Here is a 26,019-nt window from a genome sequence, read left to right as displayed (position 1 = left end):
GAACAAAGAAACTGACGAAGGACAAAAGGTTTGCAGCCCTGGGGAACTCCTTGACAAAAAAAGCTCCATACAAGGAATCTTGAGATGACCGCGATCCATCAGATGAGTCAGTCCAGGAAAGCCGCTGCCAGTGGCTGGATCGGGTCGGCTCTCGAATATTATGACTTCTTCATCTACGCGACCGCCGCGTCGCTGATCTTCCCGCAAATCTTCTTCCCGTCGGAGAATCCCACCGTCGCGATCGTCGCCTCGTTGGCGACCTATGGCGTCGGGTATGTGGCCCGGCCGATTGGCGCGTTCGTCCTCGGGCACTGGGGCGACACCCATGGCCGCAAGACGGTTCTCATCATCTGCATGTTCCTGATGGGCATCTCGACGATGGCCGTGGGTATCCTGCCGACCTACCAGCAGGTTGGCATCCTGGCGCCAATTCTGCTCGTCATTCTGCGCCTCGTGCAGGGATTTGCCGTTGCCGGCGAAATCTCAGGCGCAAGCTCGATGATCCTGGAGCACGCGCCGTTCGGTCGGCGGGGCTTCTATGCCAGCTTCGCCCTTCAGGGGGTGCAGGCCGGACAGATCCTCGCCGCAGCAATCTTCCTGCCGTTGGCGGCCTATATGCCGACCGAGGCCTTCAACAGCTGGGGCTGGCGGATTCCCTTCCTGCTCAGCTTCTTCGTCATCGTCGCGGGCTACATCATCCGTCGCGAAGTCGACGAGACCCCTGCTTTTGCCCGCGAGGGCGAACGGGGAGAAACGCCGCGCGCGCCCATCGTCCAGGCCATCAAGCTGAGCTGGCGCGACATGCTCAGGGTCATCTGCATGGCGCTGATGAATGTCATTCCTGTCGTCGCGACGATCTTCGGCGCGGCCTATGCGGTGCAGCCGGCCTACGGGATCGGTTTTGCCAAGGACGTCTATCTCTGGATCCCCGTGCTCGGAAACATGCTGGCGGTGTTCGTCATTCCCTTCGTCGGCAATCTCTCCGACAAGGTCGGCCGCAAGCCTCCGATCATCGTCGGCGCGCTTCTCTCCGGCTTGCTCGCCTTTTGCTATCTCTATGCCATCAGCATCAGGAATGTGCCGCTGGCAATATTGGTGTCGCTCTTGATGTGGGGCGTAGTCTATCAGGGCTACAACGCGATCTTCCCGAGCTTTTACCCGGAGCTGTTTCCGACCCGCACCCGCGTCTCGGCGATGGCGATATCGCAGAACATCGGAACCACCATCACCGCATTGCTGCCCGCCCTGTTTGCGACCGTCGCGCCTCCCGGCTCGACCAACATCCCGTTGACGGTGGGGGCGATTGCCTTCGCTATCACGGTGATCGCCGCGCTGGCGGCCCTGACCGCGCGGGAAACCTATCGGATCAGGATCGACGATCTCGGCAATCCCAATGCCGTTCCAATGCTGCGGGCCGACTATGAGCGGCAGCGTGCGGAGGCGGCGAGCGGTGCGGCCGCAATTCCGATCTGACGGTTACACAAGGAAGCCATGCCGCTGCGATCGAGGACGTTGCAGCGGCAGGGTTCGAGGCGTTACCTAACTGCCTGCTCGATTCCGCGCGCGAGCGCGATCATCATGAGGTTGCAGAATGAACCCCGTCGTCATTGCCGTCGCAATCACCGGCTCCGTTCCGCGCAAGAAGGACAATCCCGCGGTGCCGATCTCGCCGTCCGAACAGATCGACTCGACGCACCAGGCCTTCGAGGCCGGCGCCACGCTTGCCCATATCCATGTCCGCAATGATGACGAGACGCCGTCCTCCGATCCCGAGCGTTTCGCTCTGGTGCAGGCGGGCATCAAGAAGCACTGTCCGGACATGATCGTTCAGTTCTCGACCGGCGGGCGGGGCCGCGATCCCTCGGCGCGCGGATCGTCGCTCTATCTGAAGCCGGACATGGCCTCGCTGTCCACGGGATCGGTGAACTTTCCGACCATCGTCTACGAGAACAGCGCCGCGCTGGTGGAGACCCTCGCCACCGGGATGAAGGCGAATGGCATCCGGCCGGAAATCGAGATCTTCGATTTGTCGCATCTGCATGGCGCCCGCCGCCTGATCGAGGCGGGGCTGATCGACCAGCGTCCGCACGTGCAGTTCGTCATGGGCGTCAAGAACGCCATGCCCGCGGACGAGCATGTCCTCGACATCTTGCTGGGAGAGCTCAGGCGGCTGATCCCGAAGGCGACATGGACGGCAGCGGGGATCGGACGCCACCAGGCCGAGGTCATTGGCTGGGCGCTCGTGCGGGGCGCCGATGCGGTCCGCACCGGGCTCGAGGACAATATCAGGATCGACAAGGCGCGCCTCGCGGCCAGCAACGCCGAACTCGTGGCCATCGCCGGTGAGGCTGTCGCGCGTCACGGCCGGCGCGTGGCGACTGCGGCGGAGGCGCGATCCCTGCTCGGGCTCGCGGGGCAGGGCGCTCCTGCCGCCACCTGACATGCTCCCGGCCGCCTGCTGCCATTCGACGGCCGGCGTTTCCCTGCGCTAAGTCCGGGGGTAAGACAGGTGTCACAGGCGTGATCGGCGCCTGCCGGGCAGGCGACGATTGGAATGCGGTTCTTGAAATCTGACAGCAGGCTCATCGGGGTCCTGCTGGTGCTTGCGGTCTCCCAGCTTGTCGGGTGGGGTACGATAGGTCTTCCCGCCATCGTCGGACGCGATCTCGCGGCCGATCTCGGCATGAGCCTGCCAGCGGTGTTCGCCGGGACGTCCGTCCTCTATGTGTCGATGGGGCTGTGCGCGCCCTGGCTGGCCAAATCGTTTGCGCGGCACGGCGCACGAAAGGTCATGATCTCAGGCACGGTCCTCACCGTGCCGGGCTTCATTCTGCTGTCCCTCGCGCGCGAGCCGATGCTGTATTTCGCGGCCTGGATCGTCCTCGGCATCGCCGGCAGCGCCACGCTTTCGACCGGCGCCTATATCATGCTGAACGAGGTCGCCGGGCGGCAGGCCAAGAACGCCATCGGCGCGCTGATGCTGGTGACGGGCCTGTCGAGCAGCATCTTCTGGCCGACGACGTCGTTCCTCAGCGGTCAGCTCGGCTGGCGCGGGACGTGCCTCGTCTATGCAGCGATGATGGTCGTCATCAACCTTCCGCTCTATGCATTCTTTGCACCGCGCCGGAAAATCGTCGGTGATCGTGGCGGCGAGCCGGTGAAATCTTCGCCGCCGCCTGCGATTCCCAGGAGCACCTTCAGCCTCGTCGTTGCCGCGATCACGCTGAATGCCTTCGTCAATTTTGGCATCGGCGCCATCATGATCGAGTTGCTCCGGGCGGAGGGGCTTCCCCCGGCGCAGGCGCTTGCGTTTGGCTCGATGCTGGGCGTGATCCAGGTCAGCGCCCGCGGACTCGATTTTCTCGGCGGAGGGCGGTGGGATGGAATCACGACCGGGCTCGTCGCCGGCACGGCGCTGCCGATCGCCATGCTGCTGCTGATGACGAGCGAGGGCGCGACCTGGGCGGTTGCGGCCTTCATCCTGCTCTATGGCGCCGGCAGCGGCGCGATGGCGGTGGCGCGGGCGACGATCCCGCTCGTGTTCTACGATCAGACCGAGTTCGCCAGGGCGATGTCGATGATCGCGCTGCCGCTCAATCTCGCCTCCGCGGTCTCGCCCCCGCTCCTTGTCGGCCTGCTCACCCAGTTCGGCAGCCGCGGCGCGCTCGGTCTCACCTTCGTCTGCTCCTGCGCCACGGTGCTGATCCTGGTCCTGCTCGGCCGCCGGCGGCCGCAGGTGGCTGCAGCGGCTGCAACCTGAGAATATTCGCGCTGCGGAAATTCACCGCGCGGTGACCTGCGCTGGGCGGGCGGGGGGATAGCCGTATGCCCACAGTGCAGTGCTCGGATCGCCAAAATAGTGTATCCGCAGGAAGCGCGGCCCGCGATCTCGCCGCCGCGCCAAGATCCAGTTCCCGGAGGAATTCGACATGTCGGCCCTGCCGCTCTCAGGCATCAAGATCCTTGACCTCACCCGCGTGCTTGCCGGGCCTCTGTCGGCCCAGATGCTGGGCGATTTGGGCGCCGAGGTTATCAAGATCGAGCGGCCGGGCACTGGTGACGACGCGCGCGCCTTTGGCCCGCCTTACCTGACTGACCCCGAGGGCAAGGCCAACAACAACAATTCATTCTACCTCTGCGCCAACCGCAACAAGAAGTCGGTCACGGTCAACATCGCCAAGCCCGAAGGGCAGGCGATCATCCGCGAGCTTGCCAAGGACGTCGACGTCTTCATGGAGAACTACAAGGTCGGCGATCTCAAGCGCTACGGCCTCGACTACGAGACCATCAAGGCGATCAATCCCGGCATTATCTATTGCTCGGTGACCGGCTTCGGCCAGACCGGCCCCTATGCGCCGCGCGCCGGCTACGACGCCATCCTGCAGGCGATGGGCGGCCTGATGAGCGTCACCGGCCACATCGACGGCGAGCCCGGCGAGGGCCCGATGAAGGTCGGCCCGTCGATCGTCGACTACATGACCGGCATGAACACCTCGATCGGGATTCTCTCGGCGCTCTATCATCGCGACGCCAATGATGGCGTGGGGCAGCATATCGACGTCTGCCTGTTCGACACCGTCATCGCGTCGTTGTCGCACTGGCTGCAGATCTACCTCGTCAACGGCAAGACGCCGCCGCGCCGCGGCACCTGGGGCAATGGCGGCATGCCGGCCGGCGTGTTCCGCTGCACCGACGGCGAATTGATGCTGGTGGTCGGCAATGACGGCCAGTTCCAGCGCACCTGCGCCGTGCTCGGCGCGCCCGAACTCGCGAGCGACAAGCGTTTCGTCAGGAACAACGACCGCGTCGTGCACGGCAAGGAGATCATGGCGATCTTCGCCGGCCTGTTCCTGAAGCAGCCGGTGGCCTATTGGCTGGACAGATTGGAGGAGGCCGGCGTGCCGTCCGGCCCGATCAACAATTTCGAGCAGGTGTTTTCCGATCCGCACGTCCAGTCGCGCGGCATGCGGGTGAAGGTCGATCATCCCTTCCAGCCCGATCTCTCGCTGATCCGCAACGCGCTGACGCTCTCGGAAACCCCGATCAAGGACTACCGCGCCCCGCCGCTGCTCGGTGAGCACACCCAGGAGGTGCTCGCCGGCAAGCTCGGCTACGATGCCGGCAAGATCGAGACGCTGAAGCAGCAGGGGATTATCTAGCTTCGGCGAAGCGGCGCGCGCGGTTTGGCCTGATCGCCACTGGATAAGAAGGGACGTCAGCATGACGCTCCTGCGGCCTTGCGCGAACCTTGCGGGCAATCCCCAGATAATTCCGGTCCGTACTCACACAGGCTTCCGCTCCGCGCGCGACTCAGATTCGATCGGTCCACTCAGTCCGGGAGGGAACGAATGTCCTACACGATCGGGTTTCAGGCCAAGAACCAGAAGGCAATTCTGGCGACCGAGGCGGCAACGGCCAATCAGGCCGTCGCGATCGTTGCCGCGTTGCGGCAAAGCGCCGACGAAATAAAGTTCATCCGCTCGCCGCAGGAAGGCGACATGGGCATCGAGATGCTGCTGCTGCTCGCCAAGGAAGAGGCCGAGGAGATGCCGCAGCACGCCTAGGCGGCTCGGCGGGCAAACTTCGATCAGAAGCGAAGCATGGCGGCTGCAACATGACGTAGCAAGCCGTCATCTCGCTTGAACCGAAGGTGGCCGCCCATGAATCTCGAAATGAAACGCGAAGCGCTCCGCGTCGAACCGGTCTCGACTTTCCTCGATCGCCGGCAGGCGCCGGTCTCGCCGGTCACGCGCGCCGGCAACATGATCTTCGTCGCCGGCCTGCCGCCATTCGACCCCGAGACGGGCGAGATCGCGGACGTGCCGATCGAACGGCAGAGCGAACTGATCATGGAGCAGATGAAGCTGTGTCTTCAGACGGCGGGCGCGAGCCTCGACAACGTCATGAAGTGCAACGTCTACTGCACCTCGACAAAACACTTCGCCGCGTTCAACGCCGTCTATGCGCGCTATTTCCCGCACGATCCGCCGGCGCGGATCTTCGTCTGCACGCCGGAATGGTTCGGCCCCTTCGACGTCGAGATCGACTGCATCGCGATGATGTGAGGTTAGCGCGCCGCCACCTTTGATGGCGCCTTCGCCTCCGTCCGTCCCGCCGTCAGCGCCATCGTCGCCACGCTGACGACGCGCGCGACCACGTCCTCGACGTCGTCGAGGTCGCATTTGCCTTCCGAGAGCTTCGTCAACCGCTCGCTCTCGCGGATGGTGTGGTGCGCCATGGCGAGCGCGAAGTTCAGGCCCCAGTAGATATCGACGTCGCTGCGGTCGGGCAGGGACCTTCGCATCGCGCCGGCGAATTTCCGCAAATGGTCGATCTCGCGGTTCTTGATGCGGCGGATCGGCGGCACGGATTCGATCGAGGCGCGGATCATGAAGCGCGCCGCGCTCGAGCGCTGGTTCTCGGGACCAAGGCAGCCGCGCAGCGTCGGGCCGACCAGGGCGTGCAGGATTACCTCGATCGCCGCGCGGCCGCCGCCTTGTTCTTCCGCCGCCTTCAATTCGCGCAGACGCTCGCGATTGGTGGCGATCGAGCGTGTCACGAACAGCTCCGCGATCAACTCGTCCTTCGAGCCGAAATGATAGTTCACCGCCGCGAGGTTGACATTGGCCTCAGCGACGATGTCGCGCAACGTCACGTCGCCGAACCCGCGATCGGCATAGAGCCGTTCGGCGGCGGCGAGAATGGCAGTCCGGGTATGATCGCTGGCCATGGGAGCCCCTCGGGGAGGGAGTTGCAATTCAAACAGTTGTATGAAACTATCGTTTGAAGGCCGGGAAAGTCAATCCGCAATCGGGACTCGTTCGCAAACGCGCGAATGGGTTCCGGAGCATCCGCAAGCCGCGCATTCGCACTTGCGGGTCGCACAATGCGGGTGGACAGTCCGGCGCAAAACAAGTTCGCCAAACGAGTTGGCAAAGACGAGGAGCGTCCCATGGATTTCGATCTGTCGCCGAAGCAGAAGGAATGGCTCGACCGCGTGCAGTCCTTCATGGCCAAGCACGTGCGCCCGGCGGTGCCGGTCTATGATGAGCAGGATCGCAGCGGCGAACGCTGGAAGGTGATCCCGGTGCTCGAGGATCTCAAGAAGAAGGCGAAAGCCGAAGGCCTCTGGAACATGTTCATGCCGCCCAACGAGCATGAGGACGACGAATTCCGCGGCGCGGGACTGACCAATCTCGAATACGCGCTGCTCTCCGAGCAGATGGGCCACATCTCCTGGGCTTCGGAAGTCTTCAATTGTTCCGCGCCCGACACCGGCAACATGGAAGTGTTCATGCGCTACGGCTCCAAGGAGCAGAAGCGCAAATGGCTGCGTCCGCTGATGGACGGCGAAATCCGCTCCGCCTTCCTCATGACGGAGCCGGCCGTGGCCTCGTCCGATGCCACCAACATCGAGACCAGCATCGTGAAGGACGGCGACCACTACGTCATCAACGGCCGCAAATGGTGGTCGTCCGGCGTCGGCGATCCCCGCTGCAAGATCGCGATCCTGATGGGCAAGACCGATTTTAAGGCGGCCAAGCACCAGCAGCAGTCGCAGATCCTGGTTCCGCTCGACACTCCCGGCATCAAGGTCGAGAAGATGCTGCCCGTGTTCGGCTTCGACGACGCGCCGCATGGCCACGCTCAGGTGCTGCTCGAGAACGTCCGCGTGCCCAAGGAGAACATCCTGCTCGGCGAGGGCCGCGGCTTCGAGATCGCGCAGGGCCGGCTCGGTCCCGGCCGTATCCATCACTGCATGCGCACTATCGGCAAGGCCGAGGAGGCGCTTGAGAAGATGGTGAAGCGGCTTACCTCGCGCACTGCCTTCGGCAAGCGGATCGTCGAGCATTCGGTGTGGGAGCAGCGCATCGGCGAGGCCCGCACCAACATCGAGATGACGCGGCTGTTGTGCCTCAAGGCCGCCGACATGATGGACAAGGTCGGCAACAAGACCGCGCAGGCCGAGATCGCCATGATCAAGGTCGCAGCCCCCAATATGGCGCTGAAGATCATCGACGAGGCGATCCAGGCCTTCGGCGGTGCAGGCGTCTCGGACGAAGCCGGCCTTGCCAAGGACTATGCCCACATCCGCACGCTCCGTCTCGCCGACGGCCCGGACGAGGTGCACAATCGCGCCATTGCCAGGCTCGAGGTTCGGAAGTATGCAAACTCTTCCAGTCATTAAGCGGGAGAGCACGCTGGCGCTCCCGATTTGAAGAAACGACAGGGCATGATCCGTGATCGGATGACCGCTTGACGCAAGTGCGCTGGGGGTTACCGATTAGGATCATGTTCGGACTGAAGAGGGAGCGTCATCGTGGCTGACGGCGTCAGGAAAGACGAAGAGTTCTCGGGCACCAAACCGGTCGAGGAGCGTCATCGCATCGACGAGATGCGGCTCGAAGCCTGGCTGCGCGAGAACGTCGAGGGTTATGAGGGACCGCTGGTCGTGCTCCAGTTCAAGGGCGGCCAGTCCAACCCGACCTATCGGCTCGACACGCCGAACCGCTCCTATGTGATGCGCCGAAAACCATTCGGCAAATTGTTGCCGTCGGCGCACGCGGTCGATCGCGAATATCGCGTGATCGCGGCGCTGGGAAAGCAGGGCTTTCCGGTCGCGAAGGCCTATGCGCTGTGCCAGGATGACAGCATCATCGGTTCGGCCTTCTACATCATGTCGATGGAAGACGGCCGGGTGTTCTGGGATCCGACGCTGCCGAGCCAGACGCGGGATGATCGTCGAAAGATCTTCACCAGCAAGATCGAGACGCTGGCAAAACTCCACATGTTCGATCCCGTCGCGATCGGTCTTGGCGACTTCGGCAAACCCGGCAACTACTTTGCCCGGCAGATCGACCGCTGGACCAAGCAGTACCGCGCGTCCGAGACCCAGACCATTCCGGAGTTCGAGAAGGTCGCCGAATGGTTGCCGAAGACCGTGCCGGAGCAGGCGCGCGTCTCGATCGTCCACGGCGACTATCGCCTCGACAACATGATTTTCCACGCGACGGAACCACGCGTGCAGGCCGTGCTCGATTGGGAATTGTCGACGCTCGGCGATCCCATGGCCGACTTCACCTATCTGCTGATGCAGTGGATCATGCCCGGTCTGGACGGCGCCGACCTCAAGGCGCTCAACATCCCGAGCGTGGAGGAGGCCGCGCAGATCTATTGCAACGTCACCAAGATGACGGTGCCTGACCTCAACTGGTATTTCGCCTACAACCTGTTCCGTCTCGCCGGCATCACGCAAGGCATCGCCGGCCGGGTCCGCGACGGCACCGCGGCGAATGCCAAGGCGCTGGAGTCAGCCAAGCGCACCGTTCCGCTGTCGAAGGCGTCTTGGGAGTACGCGCAGAAGGCGGGCGCGGTTTAAGGAATCCGAAGGCGGCTGACGGCCGCGCCTTTGCTTGCGTTCCTCTCGTGTCTGGACACGGGACAGAATGACGAGAGAGATGCCCGCATGATCGATCACACCACCCTCATCACCTACATCCTCATCGTCCTCGGCTTCGTCTTCATTCCCGGACCGGCGACACTCCTCACCATGGCGCGCGCCGCGAGCTCGGGAACTAGGGTCGGCATCGCGACGGGCGCGGGAATTGCGGCTGGTGACGTGGTCCACACCACCATGGCAATCGTCGGCCTCTCTGCGATCATCGCGACTTCGGCGCTCCTGTTCAGCGTCGTCAAATACGCGGGCGCAGGCTTTCTGATCTATCTCGGCATTCGCGCCATGCTCGACAAGACGCCGATCGAGGTGAATGGCGGTGCGCCCGCGATCAGCGCAGCGCGGGCATTCCGGCAGGCCGTGCTGACCGAGGTGCTCAATCCGAAGACCGCGCTGTTCTTCCTTGCGTTCCTGCCGCAGTTCGTCCCGCCCGAGCATGGCTCGACGACGCTGCAGCTCGCGCTGCTCGGCGCTGTGTTCGTGTTGCTCGGCCTCCTTAGCACGGTGGTGTTCGCGGTCGGCGCCGGCCGTCTCGGCAATTTGCTACGCCGCCATCCAGCCGTCGTGAAATGGCAGGGCAAGGTGGTCGGGACGATCTACTGCGCCGTCGGCGTGCGGCTGGCTTTGCAGGAGCGATGAGGCGCACCGCTCATTCGTAGCCCGGATGAGCGCAGCGATATCCGGGACAGCGGCCCCGCATGTCGCCACTATGCTCATGCGGACTACGGGTGTCTCCAGACGCTCGTCATTGCGAGCGAAGCGAAGCAATCCAGAATCTTCGCACGGTGGCAGTCTGGATTGCTTCGTCGCAAGAGCTCCTCGCAATGACGCGGAAACACCTTACCCCTTCACGCAATGCGCGATCAGCTTCTCCACGAAGCCTGCGCATTTCTCCAGCTCCGCCATCTCCACGAACTCGTCCGGCGTATGCGCCTGCGCGATCGACCCGGGCCCGATCACCACTGACGGGATATCGGCCATGCTGGCAAACAGGCTCGCCTCGGTACCGAAGGCGACCTTGGCGTGGTCGTTGCGCCCCGCGAGGCTCTTGGCCAGCGTGACGATGGTGGCGTCGGCGGCGGTGTCGAGGGCGGGATAATCGAGGATCTCTTCGAAGTCGATGCCGCACTCCGGGTGTCGCGCCTTCATCGCCGGCTCGATCTCGGTCTTGGCCCAGGCGACGATCGCATCCGTCACCTCCCTGGATTCGGTTATGCCGATGCCGCGGCATTCGAAATCCACCGTGCAGGTATCGGGCACGATGTTGAGCGCGGCGCCGCCATGCACGATGCTGGTGAGCAGCGTCGAGTGAGGGACATCGTAGGGGCTGTTCGTTGCTTTCGTGCTTGCGAGTTGCAACGCGCGGCGGCGGATTTCGACGATCAGCTCGGCGGCGTATTCGATCGCGTTGACGCCCTCGGGCGCGATCGAGGAGTGGCGGGCGAGGCCCTGGAACGTGGCGCGCACGCCGTGCTTGCCCTTGTGGCCGATGATGACCTTCATCTCGGTCGGCTCGCCGATGAAGGCGCCGAGCGGCTTGATCCGTTTCTTCGCGACCTCGCGCAGCATCGGCCGCACGCCGACGCAGCCGATCTCCTCGTCATAGGAGATCGCGAGATGGATCGGCGTTGCAAGCTTCGCCTCCAGCATCTCCGGCACCATGGCGAGGCACACGGCGACAAATCCCTTCATGTCGGTGGTGCCGCGGCCGTAGAGCCTGCCGTCGCGTTCGATCAGCTTGAAGGGATCGTGGCTCCAGTCCTGGCCCACCACGGGCACCACGTCGGTATGTCCCGACAGCACCAGGCCGGGGCGGTCCTCGGGTCCAATGGTGACCCATAGCGAGGCTTTCTGTCCGGTCTCGTCGACGATGCGCTCAAAGCTGACGCCGAACCCGGCGAGATAGCTCTCGATATGCGCGATCAGGGGCAGGTTGGAGCGATCGCTGATCGTGTCGAAGCCGACGAGGTCGGCGAGCAGCCTGCGAATACGGTCGGGTCTTGAGCTTGGCATTGTCACGTTCTTGTCAGGGGGATGGAAGCCGAAGTGCTTGCACGAACCATACCAACGTCGCCTCTGGTAGAGCAAATCAACACAGACCGGTAGCCCGGGTGAGCGAAGCGATACCCGGGACAGCTCGTGGTAGGAATCCCGGATGTCGCTTCGCTCATCCGGGCTACAAGACCTTGTGTTGCCTCTCGGGCAAAACACCCCAATTGCCGAATATTCCACTTTACCGAAATTCGGAAATCACGTATGTGTCGCCGCAACCCGGACCAAGGAAGAGGGGCGTATCGCGATCGTCACGAACGCGGGCCGGACGGCGGTGGACGTTAGTCACATCGGCGCGATCGGTTTCGCAGGGCGGGCAACCGTGAGCGAAGGCGTCGCGCACACGACCGGTGCTGACAGCGTACGGCAAAACCGTGTCGTCCTGACGCCCGGAGTCTGTGCGTCAAGTCTTGTGGTGATGTGGCGGCCCGACCGGGTTCGCGCATCAGCCATCCTTGAGGCGACGGGGGCAATAGTGCATCGCTCCCCGGGGAGAGCACGGCATAAGCCGTAAAACCGCTGCGCAGGGAAGGCCGGACGTTTTGGCTTCACCTGTATGCCGCTGTGCAGATTTTTTACTGCAACTTCGCACAGTGGACCGCGGGTGCCAGCCGGCGCCCGGTCTTCCCTGCGCCCTCTTTCATTCGAGGGTGAGCGACCAAGCAAAGCTCGGGCGAACAAGCCGCGAGAGGGCGAAGGTGTGTCTGCGAACGGGAATGCGAATGGAAGCGCGACCCTGCCACCCACAGACTCCGTCATTGCGAGCACAGCGAAGCAATCCAGGCTGACGCCGCGGAAAGACTCTGGATTGCTTCGCTGTGCTCGCAATGACGATGCTGAAGCAGTTGCGCGCCAAAACTTCTGTCTCGTGCCCCGGACGCAGCGCAGCAGCGTGAGAAAGCTGCAGCGCGTCCGGGACGCGAGAGTGCGTGAACTAAACCGGCTTCCCCGTATACGGCATCGACGCCGTCAGTCCGCCGTCCACCGGGAAGGCCTGGCCATTGACGTACGACGCCTCGTCGCTGGCCAAGAACAGTCCCATCGCGGCGAGCTCGTGCGGCTGGCCGGGGCGCTTGAGCGGATTGAGCTGGCCGATCTTGTCGGCGGTGCCGCGCTCCTTGGCGCGGTCGAAGATCGGCTTGGTCATGCCGGTCTCGATCAGGCCCGGGCACACCGCGTTGATGCGCACACCGGTACCGGTGAGCGAATAGGCGGTGGTCTGCACCAGGGAGATGACGCCGGCCTTGCTCGCGGCATAGGGATGTCCGCTGGCGCCGGCCTTGAGGCCCGCGACGGACGCGGTGAGCACGATCGCGCCGGACTGCTGCTTCACCATGTGCGGCATCGCATGCTTCACCGCGAGAAACGGCCCGATCAGGTTGATGCGCAAGACTTCCTGCCATTGCTCGACGGTCTGCTCGCCGAGCGGAACGAGTCCGCCGGAGACGCCGGCATTGGCCCAGATCACGTCGAGCCGGCCGTGCGTCTTCACCGCCTTGTCGATCACGGCCATGACGTCCTTTTCGGAGCCCGCATCCGCCATCATGGCTTCCGCGACACCGCCGGCCTTCTTCACCTCGTCGACCGTCTCCTTCACCGCCTCGCTGCGATCGACCGCGATCAGCTTGGCGCCTTCCCTGGTGAACAGCAGCGCGGCCGCGCGGCCGATGCCGCTGCCGGCACCGGTGATGATGACGGATTTGCCTTGCAGACGGCCCATGCGGTTTCTCCCTTTGGTTCGCGCGCGACGCTTGCCGCGCGACGGAATTTCAAACAAGATTTCAAACGGTAAAGTGTCTTGAGACACGTTCGCTACTGACGTACAGCGACATCAGACGGGATGGAAGGGTTTCGATGGCAGGTGCAGACAAGCCCAAAGTGGTCACGACACGCTGGTGGTGGGTCCGTCACGCGCCCGTGCGCAATGACGGTGGCAACATCTACGGTCAGTCCGATCTCGCCTGCGACACCAGCGATACCTACGTCTTCAATGCTGTTGCCAAGGTGCTGCCACGCAAGGCGGTCTGGTATTCGAGCAATCTGATGCGCACCCATCAGACCGCCGAAGCGATCTGGGCGGCCGGATTCCCGAGGCCTGCATCGATGAAATGGGAGGCGGACCTCGCCGAACAGAATCTCGGTCGCTGGCAGGGCATGAACCGCGCCGAGTTCATCGCCAGCCGTCCCGTCGGCTCGAGCTGGTTTGCCGACATCAACGAGCCTGCACCCGGCGGCGAAAGCTTCATGGACCTCTACAACCGCACCCGCCGCACCATCGAGCGGATCAACAATGAGGCCGCCGGGCAGGACGTGATCGCGGTCGCACATGGCGGCACCATCAAGGCGGCGCTGGGGCTGGCGCTCGACAATCAGCCGGAGCGAGGGCTCGCGTTCGATATCGACAATTGCTCGGTGACGCGGCTCGACTATTTCGCAAGCCCCGAGCGCAATGTCTGGCGGCTGCCGATGGTGAACCAGCAGCCGTGGATCGCGGACGATGCGCATGCGGCAATGCATCAACCCGCGGGACCGGAAGTCAAGAAGCTCGCCTGAGCAATTGCCCGGTGGCGCGGACGCGGCGTAAGCTTCAAGCAATCAAAACGTACTCTGGGAGAGAAACATGACCTTGTTCGACATGAAGGGGAAAGTCGCCGTCATCACCGGTTCGACGCGCGGCATCGGGCTTGCGATCGCCGAGCGCATGGCCGAGCACGGCGCCAAGGTGGTGATCTCCTCGCGCAAGGCCGACGTTTGCGACCAGGTCGCCAAGAGCATGAACGACAAGTTCGGCAAGGGCACGGCGGTGGCGATCGCCGCCAACATCTCGTCGAAGGAAAATCTGCAGAACCTCATCGACGAGAGCAACCGCGCCTTCGGCAAGATCGACGTGCTGGTCTGCAACGCCGCGTCGAACCCGTATTACGGTCCGCTCGCCGGCATCTCCGACGATCAGTTCAGAAAGATCCTGGACAACAACATCGTGGCCAACAACTGGCTGATCTCGATGGTGGTGCCGCAGATGATCGAGCGCAAGGATGGCTCGATCATCATCGTCTCCTCGATTGGCGGCCTGAAAGGCTCGACCATCCTCGGTGCCTACGCGATCTCGAAGGCCGCTGACATGCAGCTCGCGCGCAATTTGGCCTGCGAATACGGCCCGCACAACATCCGCGTGAACTGCATCGCGCCTGGCCTGATCAAGACCGATTTCGCGAAAGCGTTGTGGGACAATCCGGAGCATTTGAAAGCCTCGACTGCGCGTTCGCCGCTGCTGCGCATCGGGATCCCCGACGAGATCGCGGGCGCCGCGGTGTTCCTGGGCTCGAAGGCCGGCGACTTCATGACAGGCCAGACCATGGTGATCGACGGCGGCGCGACGATCAGTTGAGGCCCCAATAGGTGTCATCGCCCGCGAAGGCGGGCGATCCAGTACTCCGCGGCCTTCGTTGGAGAGCTCGCTCTCACCACATCCGCCCCGGAGTACTGGGCCGGTTCAAACGCCGTCGCAACACCAGGAGTTTGGAGGTTGCGATGAACGTTGTAAGGCGCAGATCGGCGCGGTCAGGACGAGCCCCATTGCGGTCGCCGGGACGGCCCTCTATTGCCGGGCGCGATGAACAGAATAAATTTTGGCGGGCGATTGCCGCTGGGTTAAGCAGCGAAGATGCTGCACTCGAAGCCGGATTGTCACAACCTGTCGGAAGCAGATTATTCCGAAAGGCGGGCGGCATGCCACCAGCGATGTTCAGATCTTCGGCAAAGGCTCTCTCCGGGCGGTATCTCTCGTTGAATGAGCGCGAGGAGATCGCACTTCTCAAGGTGCAGGGCGATTCCATACAGGAGATTGGACGTCGCCTGGGGCGGGCTGCTTCCACAGTCTCCCGTGAACTGCGGCGCAACGCGGCCACTCGCGGCGGCGGGTTGGGGTATCGGGCAATAACTGCCCAATGGCATGCGGATCGATCCGCCCGCCGGCCTAAGCCGACCAAGCTTGCGCTCAATGCAACCTTGCGCACTTATGTGGAGGAAAGACTTGCTGGCGGCGTCGTAGCCCCGACCGGCGCTCCCGTTCCTGGTCCCGCCGTTCCGTGGAAGGGGCGGCGGCATGGCCAGCGCAAGGATCGGCGATGGGCCAAAGCCTGGAGCCCTGAGCAGATTGCCCGACGCTTGCCGATCGACTTCCCGGACGACAAGACGATGCGCATCAGCCACGAAGCTATCTATCAAGCCCTCTTCGTTCAGGGCCGTGGCGCGCTACGCCGCGAGCTGACGGCCTGCTTGCGAACAGGGCGTGTGTTACGGATGCCCAGAGCGCGCGTACGCAGGCGAGGCAAGGGCTTTGTCTCGCCGGAGATCATGATCAGTGAGCGCCCTGCTGAAGCTGCCGATCGAGCAGTGCCGGGACATTGGGAGGGGGACCTTATCCTCGGTCTTGGCAGCTCGGCCATCGGCACGCTGGTCGAGCGCACGACGCGCTTTACGATGCTCTTGCACCTTCCACGGTTGGCGGGGCATGGCGAAGCTCCGCGCGCGAAGAACGGGCCAGCCCTTGCGGGACATGGGGCCGAAGCCGTGCGCGACGCGATCACGCGCACCATCATCACTTTGCCCGAAGAGCTGCGCCGTTCGCTAACCTGGGATCAGGGAGCCGAAATGGCTAAGCACGATCGTCTCAAGATCGATGCGGGTATCCAGGTCTACTTCTGCGACCCGCAAAGCCCATGGCAGCGCGGCACTAACGAGAACACCAACGGGCTGCTGCGGCAGTACTTCCCGAAAGGCACGGACCTGAGCATCCACAGCGCCGAGGAGATATCCGCTGTGGCAGCGGCCCTCAATGCCCGACCGCGGAAGACACTAGGCTGGAAAACGCCGGCAGAGGCGCTTGACGATCTTCTGTTATGAGTGAAAGTAACTGGTGTTGCGACGACCGTTTGAATCCCCCCTGGATGCCCCCGTCAAGCCGGGGCATGACAGCGAAAATGTGATGCAGCGCCGCGCATAGCGGCGCCGCTTCAATCCACCGCCGCGTACACCAGATCCCGCACCAGCGTCCGCGTAAAATCGCGCTGTCCCGGGCCCTGGCTCATGAATACGACGAACAGATCCTCCTTCGGATCGATCCAGAAGAACGTCCCCGCAATGCCGCTCCAGAAAAACTGGCCAACGCTGCCGGGGAAGGGCGCGATGCCGGCTTCGCGCCGCACCGCGAAGCCGAGGCCGAAACCATGGCCAGGCGACAGCAGCGTGCCATTGGTCTGCACATTCGGGCCGAGATGATCGGAGGCCATCAGCTCCAGCGTCTTGCGGCCGATGATCCTGTTGCCGTCGAGCGTGCCGCCATTGCGCAGCATCAGCGCGAAGCGAGCATAGTCCATGGTGGTGGAGACGAGGCCGCCGCCGCCGGACTCCATGATTGGCTGCTCGAGCATGTTGAACAGCGCGACCTTGTCGCCGGTCCAGGGATCGGCCGCGAACGGTTCGGCGAGCCTGTTGGCATTGGCCTCCGCTGTCGAGAAACCGGTCTCGGCCATCTGCAACGGCGCGAGAATGCGCTCGGTGAGGTACGTGCCGAGCGACTTGCCGCTGACGACCTCGATAATGCGCCCGAGGATGTCGGTCGAGCGACTGTAGTTGAACTCGTCGCCGGGATGGCAGACCAGCGGGAAGCTCGCCACCAGGGCGGCGTGCTCGGCATTGGTGATCTTGCGGCTACGCACCCGCGAGTCCTGATAGATCTTGTGCACGGGGCCGTCGCCCTGGTGCTCGTAGGTCAGGCCGGAGGTGTGGCGGAGCAGGTCCTGCACCGTCATAGGGCGCTTCGGCGGAACCAGTTCCAGCTTGCCGCCGCTGACCACGCCGACCTTCTGGTCGGCGAACTCCGGGATGAATTTCGCGATGGGGTCGGCAAGAATCAGGTGCCCATCTTCGACCAGCGTCATGATGCCGACCGACACGATCGGCTTGGTCATCGAGAAGATGCGAAAGATCGAATCTTGCGCCATCGGCGCCGCGCCCGTCGGGCTCTGCCTGCCGAGCGCCTCGAACCAGCCGACCTGGCCGTGCCGTGCCGCCAGCACGGTGACGCCCGGAATGGTTCCCTTGTCGATCTCGCGCTTGAAGGCGTCCGACATGGCCTGGAGGCGAGGGCGCGACAGCCCGAGCGTCTCGGGGCGGGATTCCGGCAGAGGCGGAGTCTTCGGTGCGATCGAGGGCCAAGGGGCGGCTGTCGCGGACGCTTGGGCAGTAGACGCTTGGGCAGTCATGGGCACTCCCGGTGCTTATTATTGTTCGGAGCGGACTGTGGCCCAGAAGGCGCGGCACAAACAAGCGAAGCCAGCGCGCTTCACCCTTGCAATCCGGTCTTGCAATCCGGCCGCCCCCTGTGCTTCAAAGCGGCCTGATCCGGGCGGCAACGCAGGGTCCGTAGGAGTGTAGCTCAATTGGTAGAGCACCGGTCTCCAAAACCGGGGGTCGCAGGTTCGAGCCCTGCCACTCCTGCCAGCGAAATCAAGGATTTAAGGCAGTTCTACCAATATCGCCTCTATCGCTAAAATCAGTAGGGTATACGGCGGGGTAAACATTGATCGGGCCGTGGCTGACAGTTTTGCGCATTCCATCCGCGATGGATGTTCCCCAGGCCCGGGCGTGTTTCAAGCTGCCATTCTGACGACTTTTAAGCGCTTGCTGCCAGTCACGGGAAGGGGACCCAAACAGCTATAGGACAGCACTACGGTACCGTCGGCCGGCTGAAATCGGGCGACTTCTCCGACATAGAGTTCCGCTTAGTTTGCGACGCCGGGACTTGGCTGCAAGCCTGGAGCCTTTCGGTCCGATCAAGGATCGTTGTCTCGATATTTGTTCCAAAACCATGAGTCTCATCCGTACTCAATAGTTCGAGCGAATGATTGCTCTCCTGATTCGAGACACTCACCATCAAGCGGAAGCGCTCGCTGCAATGAGGAACGCTTTTGCCGCGAGCGGTCCTCTTGAGCGGGTCAAATGGCTGCGGGTCGTTTAAGGCCGACGGTTCGATGTTAAATCATCCCTTCATCACCGGCCAAGGTTCTTGTTCGTAGGCGTCGGTGGCTGAGCGACCGAGAGGGCAGCCACCTGCAATAGGGAGCGCAGCCGTGGGGCTCAAAAGCTTATATGGTCAGCGAACGCGCGTATATTGCAACCTTCGGTTATTGACCTCGCCTACCTGTAGGGTATTGCCTGAGGGATGAACCCTTCTGATTTCGACCTCATAAAGCCCGGCAGCATCATCTTGGGATTGGATGCTGCCGGCCCCGCGGAGATCGTCCAGGTCTCGGATTTTGGTCCAGACGCCAAGAACATAACTTTTCGGGCTGCGGGTCGCGTCGGCGAACGACTTTTGTATCGCGGCGAAGAGGCAACCCTTGAACTAGCCAAGAAAGGCCGAGCGTACGCCTTTGATGCGGATGGGAGCCTGCTGCGCCTCGCCTCAGAGGCCTACCGAATCCGATTGGCGCATCTCTTCGATCCCTACTTGGCGGTCAGCGCCTCGCAAATTGAAGCTCTCCCTCACCAGATCACGGCCGTTTACGGCGAAATGCTACCGCGGCAACCCCTTCGGTTTTTGCTCGCCGACGATCCGGGGGCCGGAAAGACGATCATGGCCGGCCTGCTTATTAAGGAGTTGATGATCCGTGGGGATCTTGATCGGTGCTTGATAGTCGCGCCGGGGAGCCTCGTCGAACAATGGCAGGAAGAAATGGCCGAGAAATTCGGCCTGGGCTTCGATCTGCTGACGAGGGACCAGATCGAAGCCTCGATCACCGGCAATCCGTTTGTGGAAAAGAACCGGTTGATCATGAGGCTGGATATGGCCGCTCGGTCTGACGAGCTGAAGGCCAAGCTGGCTGCAGCACCGGATTGGGATCTCATTATCTGCGATGAAGCTCATCGCATGGCTGCTTCCTATTTCGGTGGCGAAGTGAAGGAAACCCAGCGCTACAAACTGGGGAAGCTGCTGGGCACGCGGACCCGCAACTTCCTTCTCATGTCGGCCACGCCCCATAACGGCAAGGAAGCCGACTTCCAGCTGTTCATGGGCTTGCTCGACGTAGACCGCTTCGAGGGGCGATTTCGCGAAGGCGTTCACAAGGCCGACGTGTCCGACATGATGCGGCGGCTCACCAAAGAAGAGCTATACAGGTTCGACGGCACACCGCTGTTTCCGGAACGCAGGGCCTATACCGCCAGCTATGCATTGTCGCCGGTGGAGGCCGATCTCTACCAGGCGGTCACGACGTACGTGCGCGAAGAGATGAACCGTGCAGATCGAACCGGTGACGATAAGCGCAGGTCTAGCGTAGGCTTCGCGTTGCAGATCTTGCAGCGGCGATTGGCATCATCTCCCGCAGCCATTCATCGTTCGCTTGAGCGGCGACGTAAGCGTCTGGAGGAGAGATCGCGTGAAGAGACGTTGATGAGGCAGTCGAGTTCCGCCTCCCTGCGACGCACTCCTGAATTGCCAACTTACGATCCCGATGATGTAGACGAAATTCCAGGCGTCGAGGTTGAAGAGGCGGAAGATCAGATTGCGGATCAGGCAACCGCAGCAGCGACCCTTGCAGAGCTGGAAGCCGAAATTCTCACCTTGAAGGACCTAGAGGGTCGCGCCTTGCGCCTCAAGCTTTCCGGCCAGGACGCCAAGTGGCGTGAACTGGAATCGATCCTCGATGAACCGATGATGCTGGATCAGTCTACGGGCCTTCGGCGAAAGGTTCTGATCTTTACCGAGCCAAAGGACACCCTGGAATATTTGCAACAGAAGATCGTCGCTAGGGTCGGAGATCCGGCCGCGGTCGTTGTGATCCACGGTGGCGTTGCTCGCGAAGCACGTCGTGCTGCCATTGCAGCATTCAACTCCGATCCTGTGGTTCGCGTCATGATTGCAAATGATGCCGCTGGCGAAGGTGTGAACCTTCAACGCGGCGCTCACCTCATGATCAACTACGATCTGCCTTGGAACCCAAACCGGCTTGAACAACGATTTGGCCGGATTCATCGCATCGGTCAGACGGAAGTCTGCCATCTCTGGAATCTATGTGCAGCCAATACCCGCGAGGGCGAAGTCTATCGGCGACTGCTCGAAAAGCTAGAGGAAGCTCGTACCGCCCTTGGCGGCAAAGTTTACGACGTGCTTGGCGAGTTGTTTGAGGGCCACGCCCTGCGTGATCTCCTCGTTGACGCAATCCGCTACGGTGACCGGCCCGAGAAGAAGGCCGAGCTGCTCCGCAAGGTCGACGGCGCGGTCGACGTTGATGCGATCCAAAAGCTTGTCACCGAACGCAAGCTCACCTCGGAGGGCATGAGCGCCAGTTCCGTCGCCGAAGTCCGGGAGCAGATGGAACGTGCCCAGGCACGCCGTCTTCAGCCGCACTTCATTGGTGCTTTCTTTCGCGAAGCCTTCACATTGCTCGGCGGGCGAATTGCAGAGCGCGAGAAAGGCCGTTTCGAAATCCTTCGGGTGCCATCTATCCTGAAGGAGCGCGACAGGCTGATCGGCCGATCGGATCCGGTGCTTGATCGATACGCGCGGATCACGTTTGAGAAAGCGCTCATTGTTGGCAAACCGCAAGCCGAACTAGTTACGCCCGGTCACCCGCTTCTGGAATCGCTGGTTGACGTGGTTCTCGAACGTTTCCAACCTCTGCTGTCCCAAGGCGCTGTGCTGGTTGACGAGGCTGACGAAGCGCAATCCCCGCGCTTGCTTGTGTATCTTGAGCACGCCGTTCGTGATGCACGAACTGGCCGATCGGGTGAACCACGAACGATCTCACAACGGCTTCAATTTCTCCTCCTGAAGGAAGACGGGGCCGCAACAGATGGAGGGCCCGCACCCTATCTTGACTGTCGGCCGATCACACCAGAAGAACGATTGTTGGTCGCAGATTCTATTTCTGCCGCTTGGTTGTCGGGAAATGTTGAGGCAAAGGCGCTAGGCTATGCGGTGCGGGTGCTGGTACCAGAGCATCTAAATGAGATCCGTTCGCGTCGCATCGTCGAGATCGACAAGGTCGAGCGTGAGGTTCGTGCTCGCCTAAATCGAGAAATCAATTATTGGGATGCCCGTTCCGCACGATTGCGGGAGGAGGAGCGTGCGGGAAAGGAGCAGCGTATAAATGCGCAGAACGCCGAGGCGACGGCGGCGCGACTAGTGGAGCGGCTGCACCGTCGCCAAACAGAACTGAATCGCGAACGACAGATTTCTGCGTTGCCGCCGGTGTTGAAAGGGGCAGCTCTTGTAATTCCTGGTGGTTTACTGAAGGCGAAGCTCGCAAGTGCGCCAGCCGAGACGCCGGCTGGCTTTTCCGAAGATCCGGTGGCCCGTGCCGAAATCGAACGGCTCGCCATGGAAGCTGTGTTTGCGGCGGAGCGTGCTCTTGGCCACGACCCGCGCGACGTGTCCGCCGAAAAGAAGGGCTGGGATATCGAGAGCCGCGACTTGAAGGCAGGTCATCTACGTTTCATTGAAGTGAAGGGAAGGCAGTCCGACGGACGGGACGTGATCCTGACGAAGAATGAAATTCTCGCATCGTTGAACGCAGTTGAGGCTTTCATCCTGGCGATTGTTCAGGTCGATGGAGGCTTTGCGAGAGAGCCGGTCTATGTCAGGCGTTTTTTTGGCAGAGAACTAGGCTTTGCAGAAACGGCGGTTGTTTTCGACATTGCAACGTTGATGGCGTCGGGCACGCCGCCGGCATGAAGCTTCTTATCAGAGAGGATGCAACGCAAGATATGAAAGCGCTCGTAATTCGGGAGCCGTATGTCAGCCTCATTCTTGCCGGCGAGAAGACTTGGGAAATGCGGAAGGCTGCCTGCCGCTATCGAGGTCCAGTCGCCCTAATCAGCAAGGGAAGCGGCACGGTTGTAGGAACAGCCGAGATCGCCGATACGCTTCCAACTATCGAATCGCTTGAGGGATGCGCTGAAACCGAGGCAATGCACCGCGTTCCCCCAAGCGTGCAGCCGCAGGCGTTTTCCGATGGTTGGCGGACCCCATGGATAGTGACCAGGGGACGTCGCCTGGCCTCTCCAGTTCCTTACAAGTATCCTTCCGGAGCGGTAATTTGGGTTAGCCTTGATGAGGATGTGGCCACCAAGATAACGGCTCAGATTCAACAAAAATCAGAACCTGGCCTGGTAAAAGCCACACGGGAAAGCGTGCAGCTTTCCTCTTCGCGCTCCGGCTCAATAGGGTCGAACACGATCTCATCGAATGAAACTTTCCCTCGTCGCGTTTTCAAGAGAGGCGACACTTGGAGAAGTGACTTGTCTGACGAGGTCAGAAGGGTGACCGTCACTGGCGGAAATATCCGCAATAATCACATCTATATGCCACTCGATTTCTTTCCTCAGGAAGCCATCGGTGGCAACAACAAGTTCGAATCAGCCGCGCGGACCCTCTGCGTTACTTTCAGGCCCGGTCAGACAATTGAAACTGATATCGATCGCACAAAGCGAAACCTGCGAGCGCAGCGCGGTCGGCGAATTTTTCGCTGCCGCTGGTGTCGGAGAAGGTGATGTGATTCGTCTCATCAGAACCGGTGCCTTCTGCTACGAAATATCGAAAGAAACTAATGGCTGACATCGCTCCACCGTTTCCCCGCAAGAAATTGATCGAAGTCTCGATTCCGCTTGAAGCGATCAATGCCGAATCCTCTCGCCGCAAGCAAAAGGCGCCTAAGGGCTACCCAACTGCCATACACAAGTATTGGGCTCAACGTCCAGTGGCAGCGTGTAGGGCCGTTCTATTTGCCCAACTGGTCGATGATCCGTCTGGATGGCCTGATCGATTCAAAACCGAGAAAGAACAGGACGACGAGCGCAAACGGTTGCACAAGCTCATGGAGCGCTTGGTGCTTTGGGAAGCCTCGAACGATGAGGCGATCCTTACCGAAGCACGATGGGAGATCGCACGTTCAATCGCGTGGGGCCTGAACGAAGAGCCGCCGACGAAGGGCAGCGCGAGAGCTATCTCGGAATATCTGTTAGCTAAAGGTCCCCCTGTTTTCGATCCCTTTTCTGGCGGCGGGTCGATCCCCCTTGAAGCTCAACGGCTTGGGTTGCGTACGTACGGGTCTGATCTGAATCCTATCGCGGTTCTGATCGGAAAATCTCTTGTCGAGATACCGCCGCGCTTCCATGGAAACGCCCCAGTGAATCCCGTATCGCAAATGAAACTGAAGCAAGGGGGGGAGTGGAATAGTCGTGGCGCTGAAGGCCTCGCTGAAGATGTCCGATACTATGGCCAATGGCTCTGCGATGAGGCTCACCGACGCATCGGTTCATTGTATCCCGAAGTAGCGTTGCCTAACGGTCAAAAAGGTACAGTCGTGGCCTGGCTGTGGGCCCGCACGGTCCGATCACCTGATCCCTCGGCAAAGGGTGCGATGGTTCCACTCGTCTCTTCTTTTATTCTCTCTAACAAGGATGGAAGAAAGGTTTGGGTCGAACCGACAATCGATTCCAAATCACTTGATGGATACAAGTTTGAGGTTAAGGCGGGGGCAATTTCGAAGGCGGATGAGGCGCGGCTTCGCGTCGGTACAATAGGACGAAGCACCGGCGGGATCTGTCTCCTCTCGGGTGCATCGATGCCCTTCACGTACGTTCGCAATGAAGGCCAAACAGCCGGTTTAGGAGTTCGGCTCATGGCAATTGTCGCAGATGGGCCCAGCGGTCGAGTGTACCTGTCGCCGTCTACCGAACAGGAGAAATTGGCGTTGCAGGCAAGGCCACAATGGGAGCCGGAAGGTCAGTTGCCGGATAATCCCCGCGATTTTAAGACCCCAAACTATGGCATGTCCACATTCGCCTCGATCTTTACACCGCGACAGCTCCTAGGATTAACAACCCTATCTGACCTCGTGCAGGAGGCGCGAAAGCAAGTAATTCTGGATGCAGGTGATTCTGGATCGTCGGGAGACAGCACTTCGCTCGAAAAGGGTGGTTGCGGCACGGTCGCTTACGCTGATGCGGTGGCAACCTATCTTGCGATGGTAATCGACCGAATGGCGTTTTATGGATCGTCTCTCTGCGGATGGCTCGCAAAAGACAATGCGATGGGAAAGACCATGCCCCAGCAAGCTTTGGCAATGAGCTGGGATTTCGCTGAAGGCAATCCGTTCGGTAAGTCGAGCGCGTCCATAGCTACATGCACAAAGGCGGTCGCCGACTGCATCATTGAACTTAGACAGAGCGCCAAAGCTGAGATATCCAATCAAGACGCACGGAAAATAGTCTACCAAACTGGGGCCCTAATATCGACGGACCCACCCTATTACGACAACGTAGGGTATGCCGACTTATCCGACTTCTTCTATTGCTGGCTAAAGCCCACGATCGGCGGCCTCTACCCGGATCTATTTCGTCGTCTTAGCACCCCCAAAGATTCTGAGTTGGTGGCAACTCCATACAGGCATGGCGGAGCCAACGAAGCTGAATCTTTTTTCATGGAGGGGATGCGCAGCACTCTATTGCAAATGAGAACAGCCAAGAGTGCCTATCCAATGGCAATTTATTACGCATTCAAGCAGCAAGAACAGAGTCAGATAGGTGTTACTTCGGCGGGTTGGGCGGGATTTCTTCAGGCGATTGTGGATGCAGGTTTCGGAATCGACGGAACATGGCCCATTCGGACAGAGAACCCAAGTCGTTCTATAGCTCAAGGTGCTAATGCGTTGGCTTCTTCGATCGTTCTTGTCTGTCGTGAGCGCGACTCGAGGGCCGACGTAGTCACCCGCGGGGAATTTGTCAGAGCATTACGGCGCGAGCTGCCAGATGCCATCGACGATATTCGCAAGGCGGGTGTTGGCCCAGTGGATATGCAGCAGTCGGTCATTGGTCCCGGAATGGGTATATTTTCTCGTTACGCTAAGGTGCTGGAAGACGACGATAGCGCCATGCCGGTCAAGATAGCGCTCTCGCTCATCAACCGGGTCTGGGAGGAAATCGAGAATGAACTTGAAAGTAACTTCGATCCGGAAACTCAGGTCGCGCTTGCTTGGTTCGCAACTTATGGCTTCGATGCACGCGCTTCAGGTGAGTTGATCACCCTGGCCAATGCCAAGAACATTGCATCAAACGCCCTCTTCGAATCCGGCGTCTTCAAAGATCTTAAAGGTAAGGCCGCATTGGCGTCTCGCGATGACCTTTCGAAGGGGTGGACACCTAGAGCAGACAAGTCGCTCAACGTTTGGAAATGCGTTCAACACACTGCTCGTGTGCTCAATGCCGAAGATGGGGGTGCTGCGGCGGCTGGTCGTCTTGTCGCCGAAATGGGGGCAAAGGCAGCGGAAGCCCGAGCACTAGCTTATCGCCTATTTGAAATAGCCACGCAGAAGGGCTGGTCCGCAGAGGCGCTGATCTATAACGAGCTTGCGCAAGAATGGCCGCGACTTGAGGATCTGCCTTCGACAGTTGAGGCCAGAGATCAAGTCGCGACATCGCAAGCGGAACTCTTTTAGTCAGTTGGGAGG

Annotated in this window: 19 protein-coding genes and 1 tRNA gene; 16 read left to right on the top strand and 4 right to left on the bottom strand. The window is 61.2% G+C overall.

Annotated features, from left to right (window positions below; all coding sequences use genetic code 11):
• The first annotated feature begins 84 nt into the window (after window positions 1-84).
• From AC0L23_RS35380 to AC0L23_RS35355, 6 genes are all read left to right on the top strand, one after another.
• Window positions 85-1,473, top strand: coding sequence for an MFS transporter (locus tag AC0L23_RS35380; RefSeq protein WP_377787447.1), 1,389 nt, complete (start codon window positions 85-87; stop codon window positions 1,471-1,473).
• 118 nt (window positions 1,474-1,591) lie between these two features.
• Window positions 1,592-2,440 carry a 3-oxoadipate:acetyl-CoA acetyltransferase gene (locus tag AC0L23_RS35375; protein ID WP_473358083.1) on the top strand — a complete coding sequence of 283 codons (849 nt, stop codon included), beginning with the start codon at window positions 1,592-1,594 and terminating at the stop codon, window positions 2,438-2,440.
• Between the two features lie 114 nt (window positions 2,441-2,554).
• Window positions 2,555-3,760: an MFS transporter gene (locus tag AC0L23_RS35370; protein ID WP_377787441.1), complete on the top strand. Its 1,206-nt coding sequence runs from the start codon at window positions 2,555-2,557 to the stop codon at window positions 3,758-3,760.
• Window positions 3,761-3,929: 169 nt separating this feature from the next.
• A complete protein-coding gene (locus AC0L23_RS35365; protein ID WP_085351265.1) occupies window positions 3,930-5,159 on the top strand; it encodes a CaiB/BaiF CoA transferase family protein in 1,230 nt (409 codons plus the stop codon).
• Between the two features lie 189 nt (window positions 5,160-5,348).
• Window positions 5,349-5,564 (top strand): hypothetical protein, encoded by a 216-nt coding sequence (locus tag AC0L23_RS35360; RefSeq protein WP_007602925.1) that lies wholly within the window; start codon window positions 5,349-5,351, stop codon window positions 5,562-5,564.
• 108 nt (window positions 5,565-5,672) lie between these two features.
• Window positions 5,673-6,065: a RidA family protein gene (locus AC0L23_RS35355; protein ID WP_473358084.1), complete on the top strand. Its 393-nt coding sequence runs from the start codon at window positions 5,673-5,675 to the stop codon at window positions 6,063-6,065.
• A 2-nt stretch (window positions 6,066-6,067) separates the two neighbouring features.
• Here AC0L23_RS35355 and AC0L23_RS35350 read toward each other — a convergent pair whose 3' ends face one another.
• Window positions 6,068-6,730, bottom strand: a complete 663-nt coding sequence (locus AC0L23_RS35350) for a TetR/AcrR family transcriptional regulator (protein WP_473358082.1) — start codon at window positions 6,728-6,730, stop codon at window positions 6,068-6,070.
• Window positions 6,731-6,952: 222 nt separating this feature from the next.
• On the opposite strand from AC0L23_RS35350, the gene AC0L23_RS35345 reads away from it, so the two are divergent.
• From AC0L23_RS35345 to AC0L23_RS35335, 3 genes are all read left to right on the top strand, one after another.
• Window positions 6,953-8,188 carry an acyl-CoA dehydrogenase family protein gene (locus tag AC0L23_RS35345; RefSeq protein ID WP_018460217.1) on the top strand — a complete coding sequence of 412 codons (1,236 nt, stop codon included), beginning with the start codon at window positions 6,953-6,955 and terminating at the stop codon, window positions 8,186-8,188.
• A gap of 132 nt (window positions 8,189-8,320) precedes the next feature.
• Entirely contained in the window at window positions 8,321-9,379 is a 1,059-nt protein-coding gene (locus AC0L23_RS35340) for a phosphotransferase family protein (protein ID WP_377787434.1), read from the top strand.
• 87 nt (window positions 9,380-9,466) lie between these two features.
• Window positions 9,467-10,093 (top strand): LysE family translocator, encoded by a 627-nt coding sequence (locus AC0L23_RS35335; protein ID WP_377787431.1) that lies wholly within the window; start codon window positions 9,467-9,469, stop codon window positions 10,091-10,093.
• 201 nt (window positions 10,094-10,294) lie between these two features.
• Here the strand turns inward: AC0L23_RS35335 and argE are convergent, their stop codons facing one another.
• Both argE and AC0L23_RS35325 read right to left on the bottom strand, forming a co-directional pair.
• Window positions 10,295-11,467: an acetylornithine deacetylase gene (argE, locus tag AC0L23_RS35330; protein WP_377787428.1), complete on the bottom strand. Its 1,173-nt coding sequence runs from the start codon at window positions 11,465-11,467 to the stop codon at window positions 10,295-10,297.
• Window positions 11,468-12,440: 973 nt separating this feature from the next.
• Window positions 12,441-13,226 (bottom strand): SDR family NAD(P)-dependent oxidoreductase, encoded by a 786-nt coding sequence (locus tag AC0L23_RS35325; RefSeq protein ID WP_018456438.1) that lies wholly within the window; start codon window positions 13,224-13,226, stop codon window positions 12,441-12,443.
• A 134-nt stretch (window positions 13,227-13,360) separates the two neighbouring features.
• Between AC0L23_RS35325 and AC0L23_RS35320 the strand changes: the two genes are divergently transcribed.
• The 3 genes from AC0L23_RS35320 (at window position 13,361) to AC0L23_RS35310 (ending at window position 16,411) form a co-directional block, all read left to right on the top strand.
• Window positions 13,361-14,059: a histidine phosphatase family protein gene (locus tag AC0L23_RS35320; protein WP_018456439.1), complete on the top strand. Its 699-nt coding sequence runs from the start codon at window positions 13,361-13,363 to the stop codon at window positions 14,057-14,059.
• 67 nt (window positions 14,060-14,126) lie between these two features.
• Window positions 14,127-14,894 carry an SDR family NAD(P)-dependent oxidoreductase gene (locus AC0L23_RS35315; RefSeq protein ID WP_377787419.1) on the top strand — a complete coding sequence of 256 codons (768 nt, stop codon included), beginning with the start codon at window positions 14,127-14,129 and terminating at the stop codon, window positions 14,892-14,894.
• A 143-nt stretch (window positions 14,895-15,037) separates the two neighbouring features.
• On the top strand, window positions 15,038-16,411 hold the full coding sequence (locus tag AC0L23_RS35310) for an IS30 family transposase (protein ID WP_377787416.1): 1,374 nt from the start codon (window positions 15,038-15,040) through the stop codon (window positions 16,409-16,411).
• Window positions 16,412-16,521: 110 nt separating this feature from the next.
• Here AC0L23_RS35310 and AC0L23_RS35305 read toward each other — a convergent pair whose 3' ends face one another.
• Entirely contained in the window at window positions 16,522-17,772 is a 1,251-nt protein-coding gene (locus tag AC0L23_RS35305; protein ID WP_377787413.1) for a serine hydrolase domain-containing protein, read from the bottom strand.
• Between the two features lie 162 nt (window positions 17,773-17,934).
• Between AC0L23_RS35305 and AC0L23_RS35300 the strand changes: the two genes are divergently transcribed.
• The 4 genes from AC0L23_RS35300 (at window position 17,935) to AC0L23_RS35285 (ending at window position 26,007) form a co-directional block, all read left to right on the top strand.
• Window positions 17,935-18,010, top strand: a tRNA-Trp gene (locus AC0L23_RS35300).
• A 721-nt stretch (window positions 18,011-18,731) separates the two neighbouring features.
• On the top strand, window positions 18,732-22,244 hold the full coding sequence (locus AC0L23_RS35295) for a protein NO VEIN domain-containing protein (protein WP_473358081.1): 3,513 nt from the start codon (window positions 18,732-18,734) through the stop codon (window positions 22,242-22,244).
• Window positions 22,241-23,062 (top strand): ASCH domain-containing protein, encoded by an 822-nt coding sequence (locus AC0L23_RS35290; RefSeq protein WP_473358080.1) that lies wholly within the window; start codon window positions 22,241-22,243, stop codon window positions 23,060-23,062. Before AC0L23_RS35295 ends, AC0L23_RS35290 begins: the two co-directional genes overlap by 4 nt.
• A 56-nt stretch (window positions 23,063-23,118) precedes the next feature.
• Complete coding sequence (locus AC0L23_RS35285) at window positions 23,119-26,007, top strand: DUF1156 domain-containing protein (RefSeq protein WP_473358079.1); 2,889 nt, start codon at window positions 23,119-23,121, stop codon at window positions 26,005-26,007.
• The last annotated feature ends 12 nt before the right edge of the window (window positions 26,008-26,019 follow it).

Source organism: Bradyrhizobium sp. MI1.4 (genome assembly GCF_055811315.1).
The sequence above is the reverse complement of the archived record's forward strand: the minus strand, read 5'-3'. Positions and strand labels throughout refer to the sequence as shown.

Coding starts and splice junctions, on each gene's coding strand:
- AC0L23_RS35285 (WP_473358079.1), top strand. CDS start 23,119: ATGGCTGACATCGCTCCACCGTTTCCCCGCAAGAAATTGATCGAAGTC.
- argE (WP_377787428.1), bottom strand. CDS start 11,467: ATGCCAAGCTCAAGACCCGACCGTATTCGCAGGCTGCTCGCCGACCTC.
- AC0L23_RS35320 (WP_018456439.1), top strand. CDS start 13,361: ATGGCAGGTGCAGACAAGCCCAAAGTGGTCACGACACGCTGGTGGTGG.
- AC0L23_RS35325 (WP_018456438.1), bottom strand. CDS start 13,226: ATGGGCCGTCTGCAAGGCAAATCCGTCATCATCACCGGTGCCGGCAGC.
- AC0L23_RS35355 (WP_473358084.1), top strand. CDS start 5,673: ATGAAACGCGAAGCGCTCCGCGTCGAACCGGTCTCGACTTTCCTCGAT.
- AC0L23_RS35335 (WP_377787431.1), top strand. CDS start 9,467: ATGATCGATCACACCACCCTCATCACCTACATCCTCATCGTCCTCGGC.
- AC0L23_RS35305 (WP_377787413.1), bottom strand. CDS start 17,772: ATGACTGCCCAAGCGTCTACTGCCCAAGCGTCCGCGACAGCCGCCCCT.
- AC0L23_RS35370 (WP_377787441.1), top strand. CDS start 2,555: ATGCGGTTCTTGAAATCTGACAGCAGGCTCATCGGGGTCCTGCTGGTG.
- AC0L23_RS35365 (WP_085351265.1), top strand. CDS start 3,930: ATGTCGGCCCTGCCGCTCTCAGGCATCAAGATCCTTGACCTCACCCGC.
- AC0L23_RS35315 (WP_377787419.1), top strand. CDS start 14,127: ATGACCTTGTTCGACATGAAGGGGAAAGTCGCCGTCATCACCGGTTCG.
- AC0L23_RS35345 (WP_018460217.1), top strand. CDS start 6,953: ATGGATTTCGATCTGTCGCCGAAGCAGAAGGAATGGCTCGACCGCGTG.
- AC0L23_RS35290 (WP_473358080.1), top strand. CDS start 22,241: ATGAAGCTTCTTATCAGAGAGGATGCAACGCAAGATATGAAAGCGCTC.
- AC0L23_RS35375 (WP_473358083.1), top strand. CDS start 1,592: ATGAACCCCGTCGTCATTGCCGTCGCAATCACCGGCTCCGTTCCGCGC.
- AC0L23_RS35360 (WP_007602925.1), top strand. CDS start 5,349: ATGTCCTACACGATCGGGTTTCAGGCCAAGAACCAGAAGGCAATTCTG.
- AC0L23_RS35380 (WP_377787447.1), top strand. CDS start 85: ATGACCGCGATCCATCAGATGAGTCAGTCCAGGAAAGCCGCTGCCAGT.
- AC0L23_RS35350 (WP_473358082.1), bottom strand. CDS start 6,730: ATGGCCAGCGATCATACCCGGACTGCCATTCTCGCCGCCGCCGAACGG.
- AC0L23_RS35310 (WP_377787416.1), top strand. CDS start 15,038: ATGAACGTTGTAAGGCGCAGATCGGCGCGGTCAGGACGAGCCCCATTG.
- AC0L23_RS35295 (WP_473358081.1), top strand. CDS start 18,732: ATGAACCCTTCTGATTTCGACCTCATAAAGCCCGGCAGCATCATCTTG.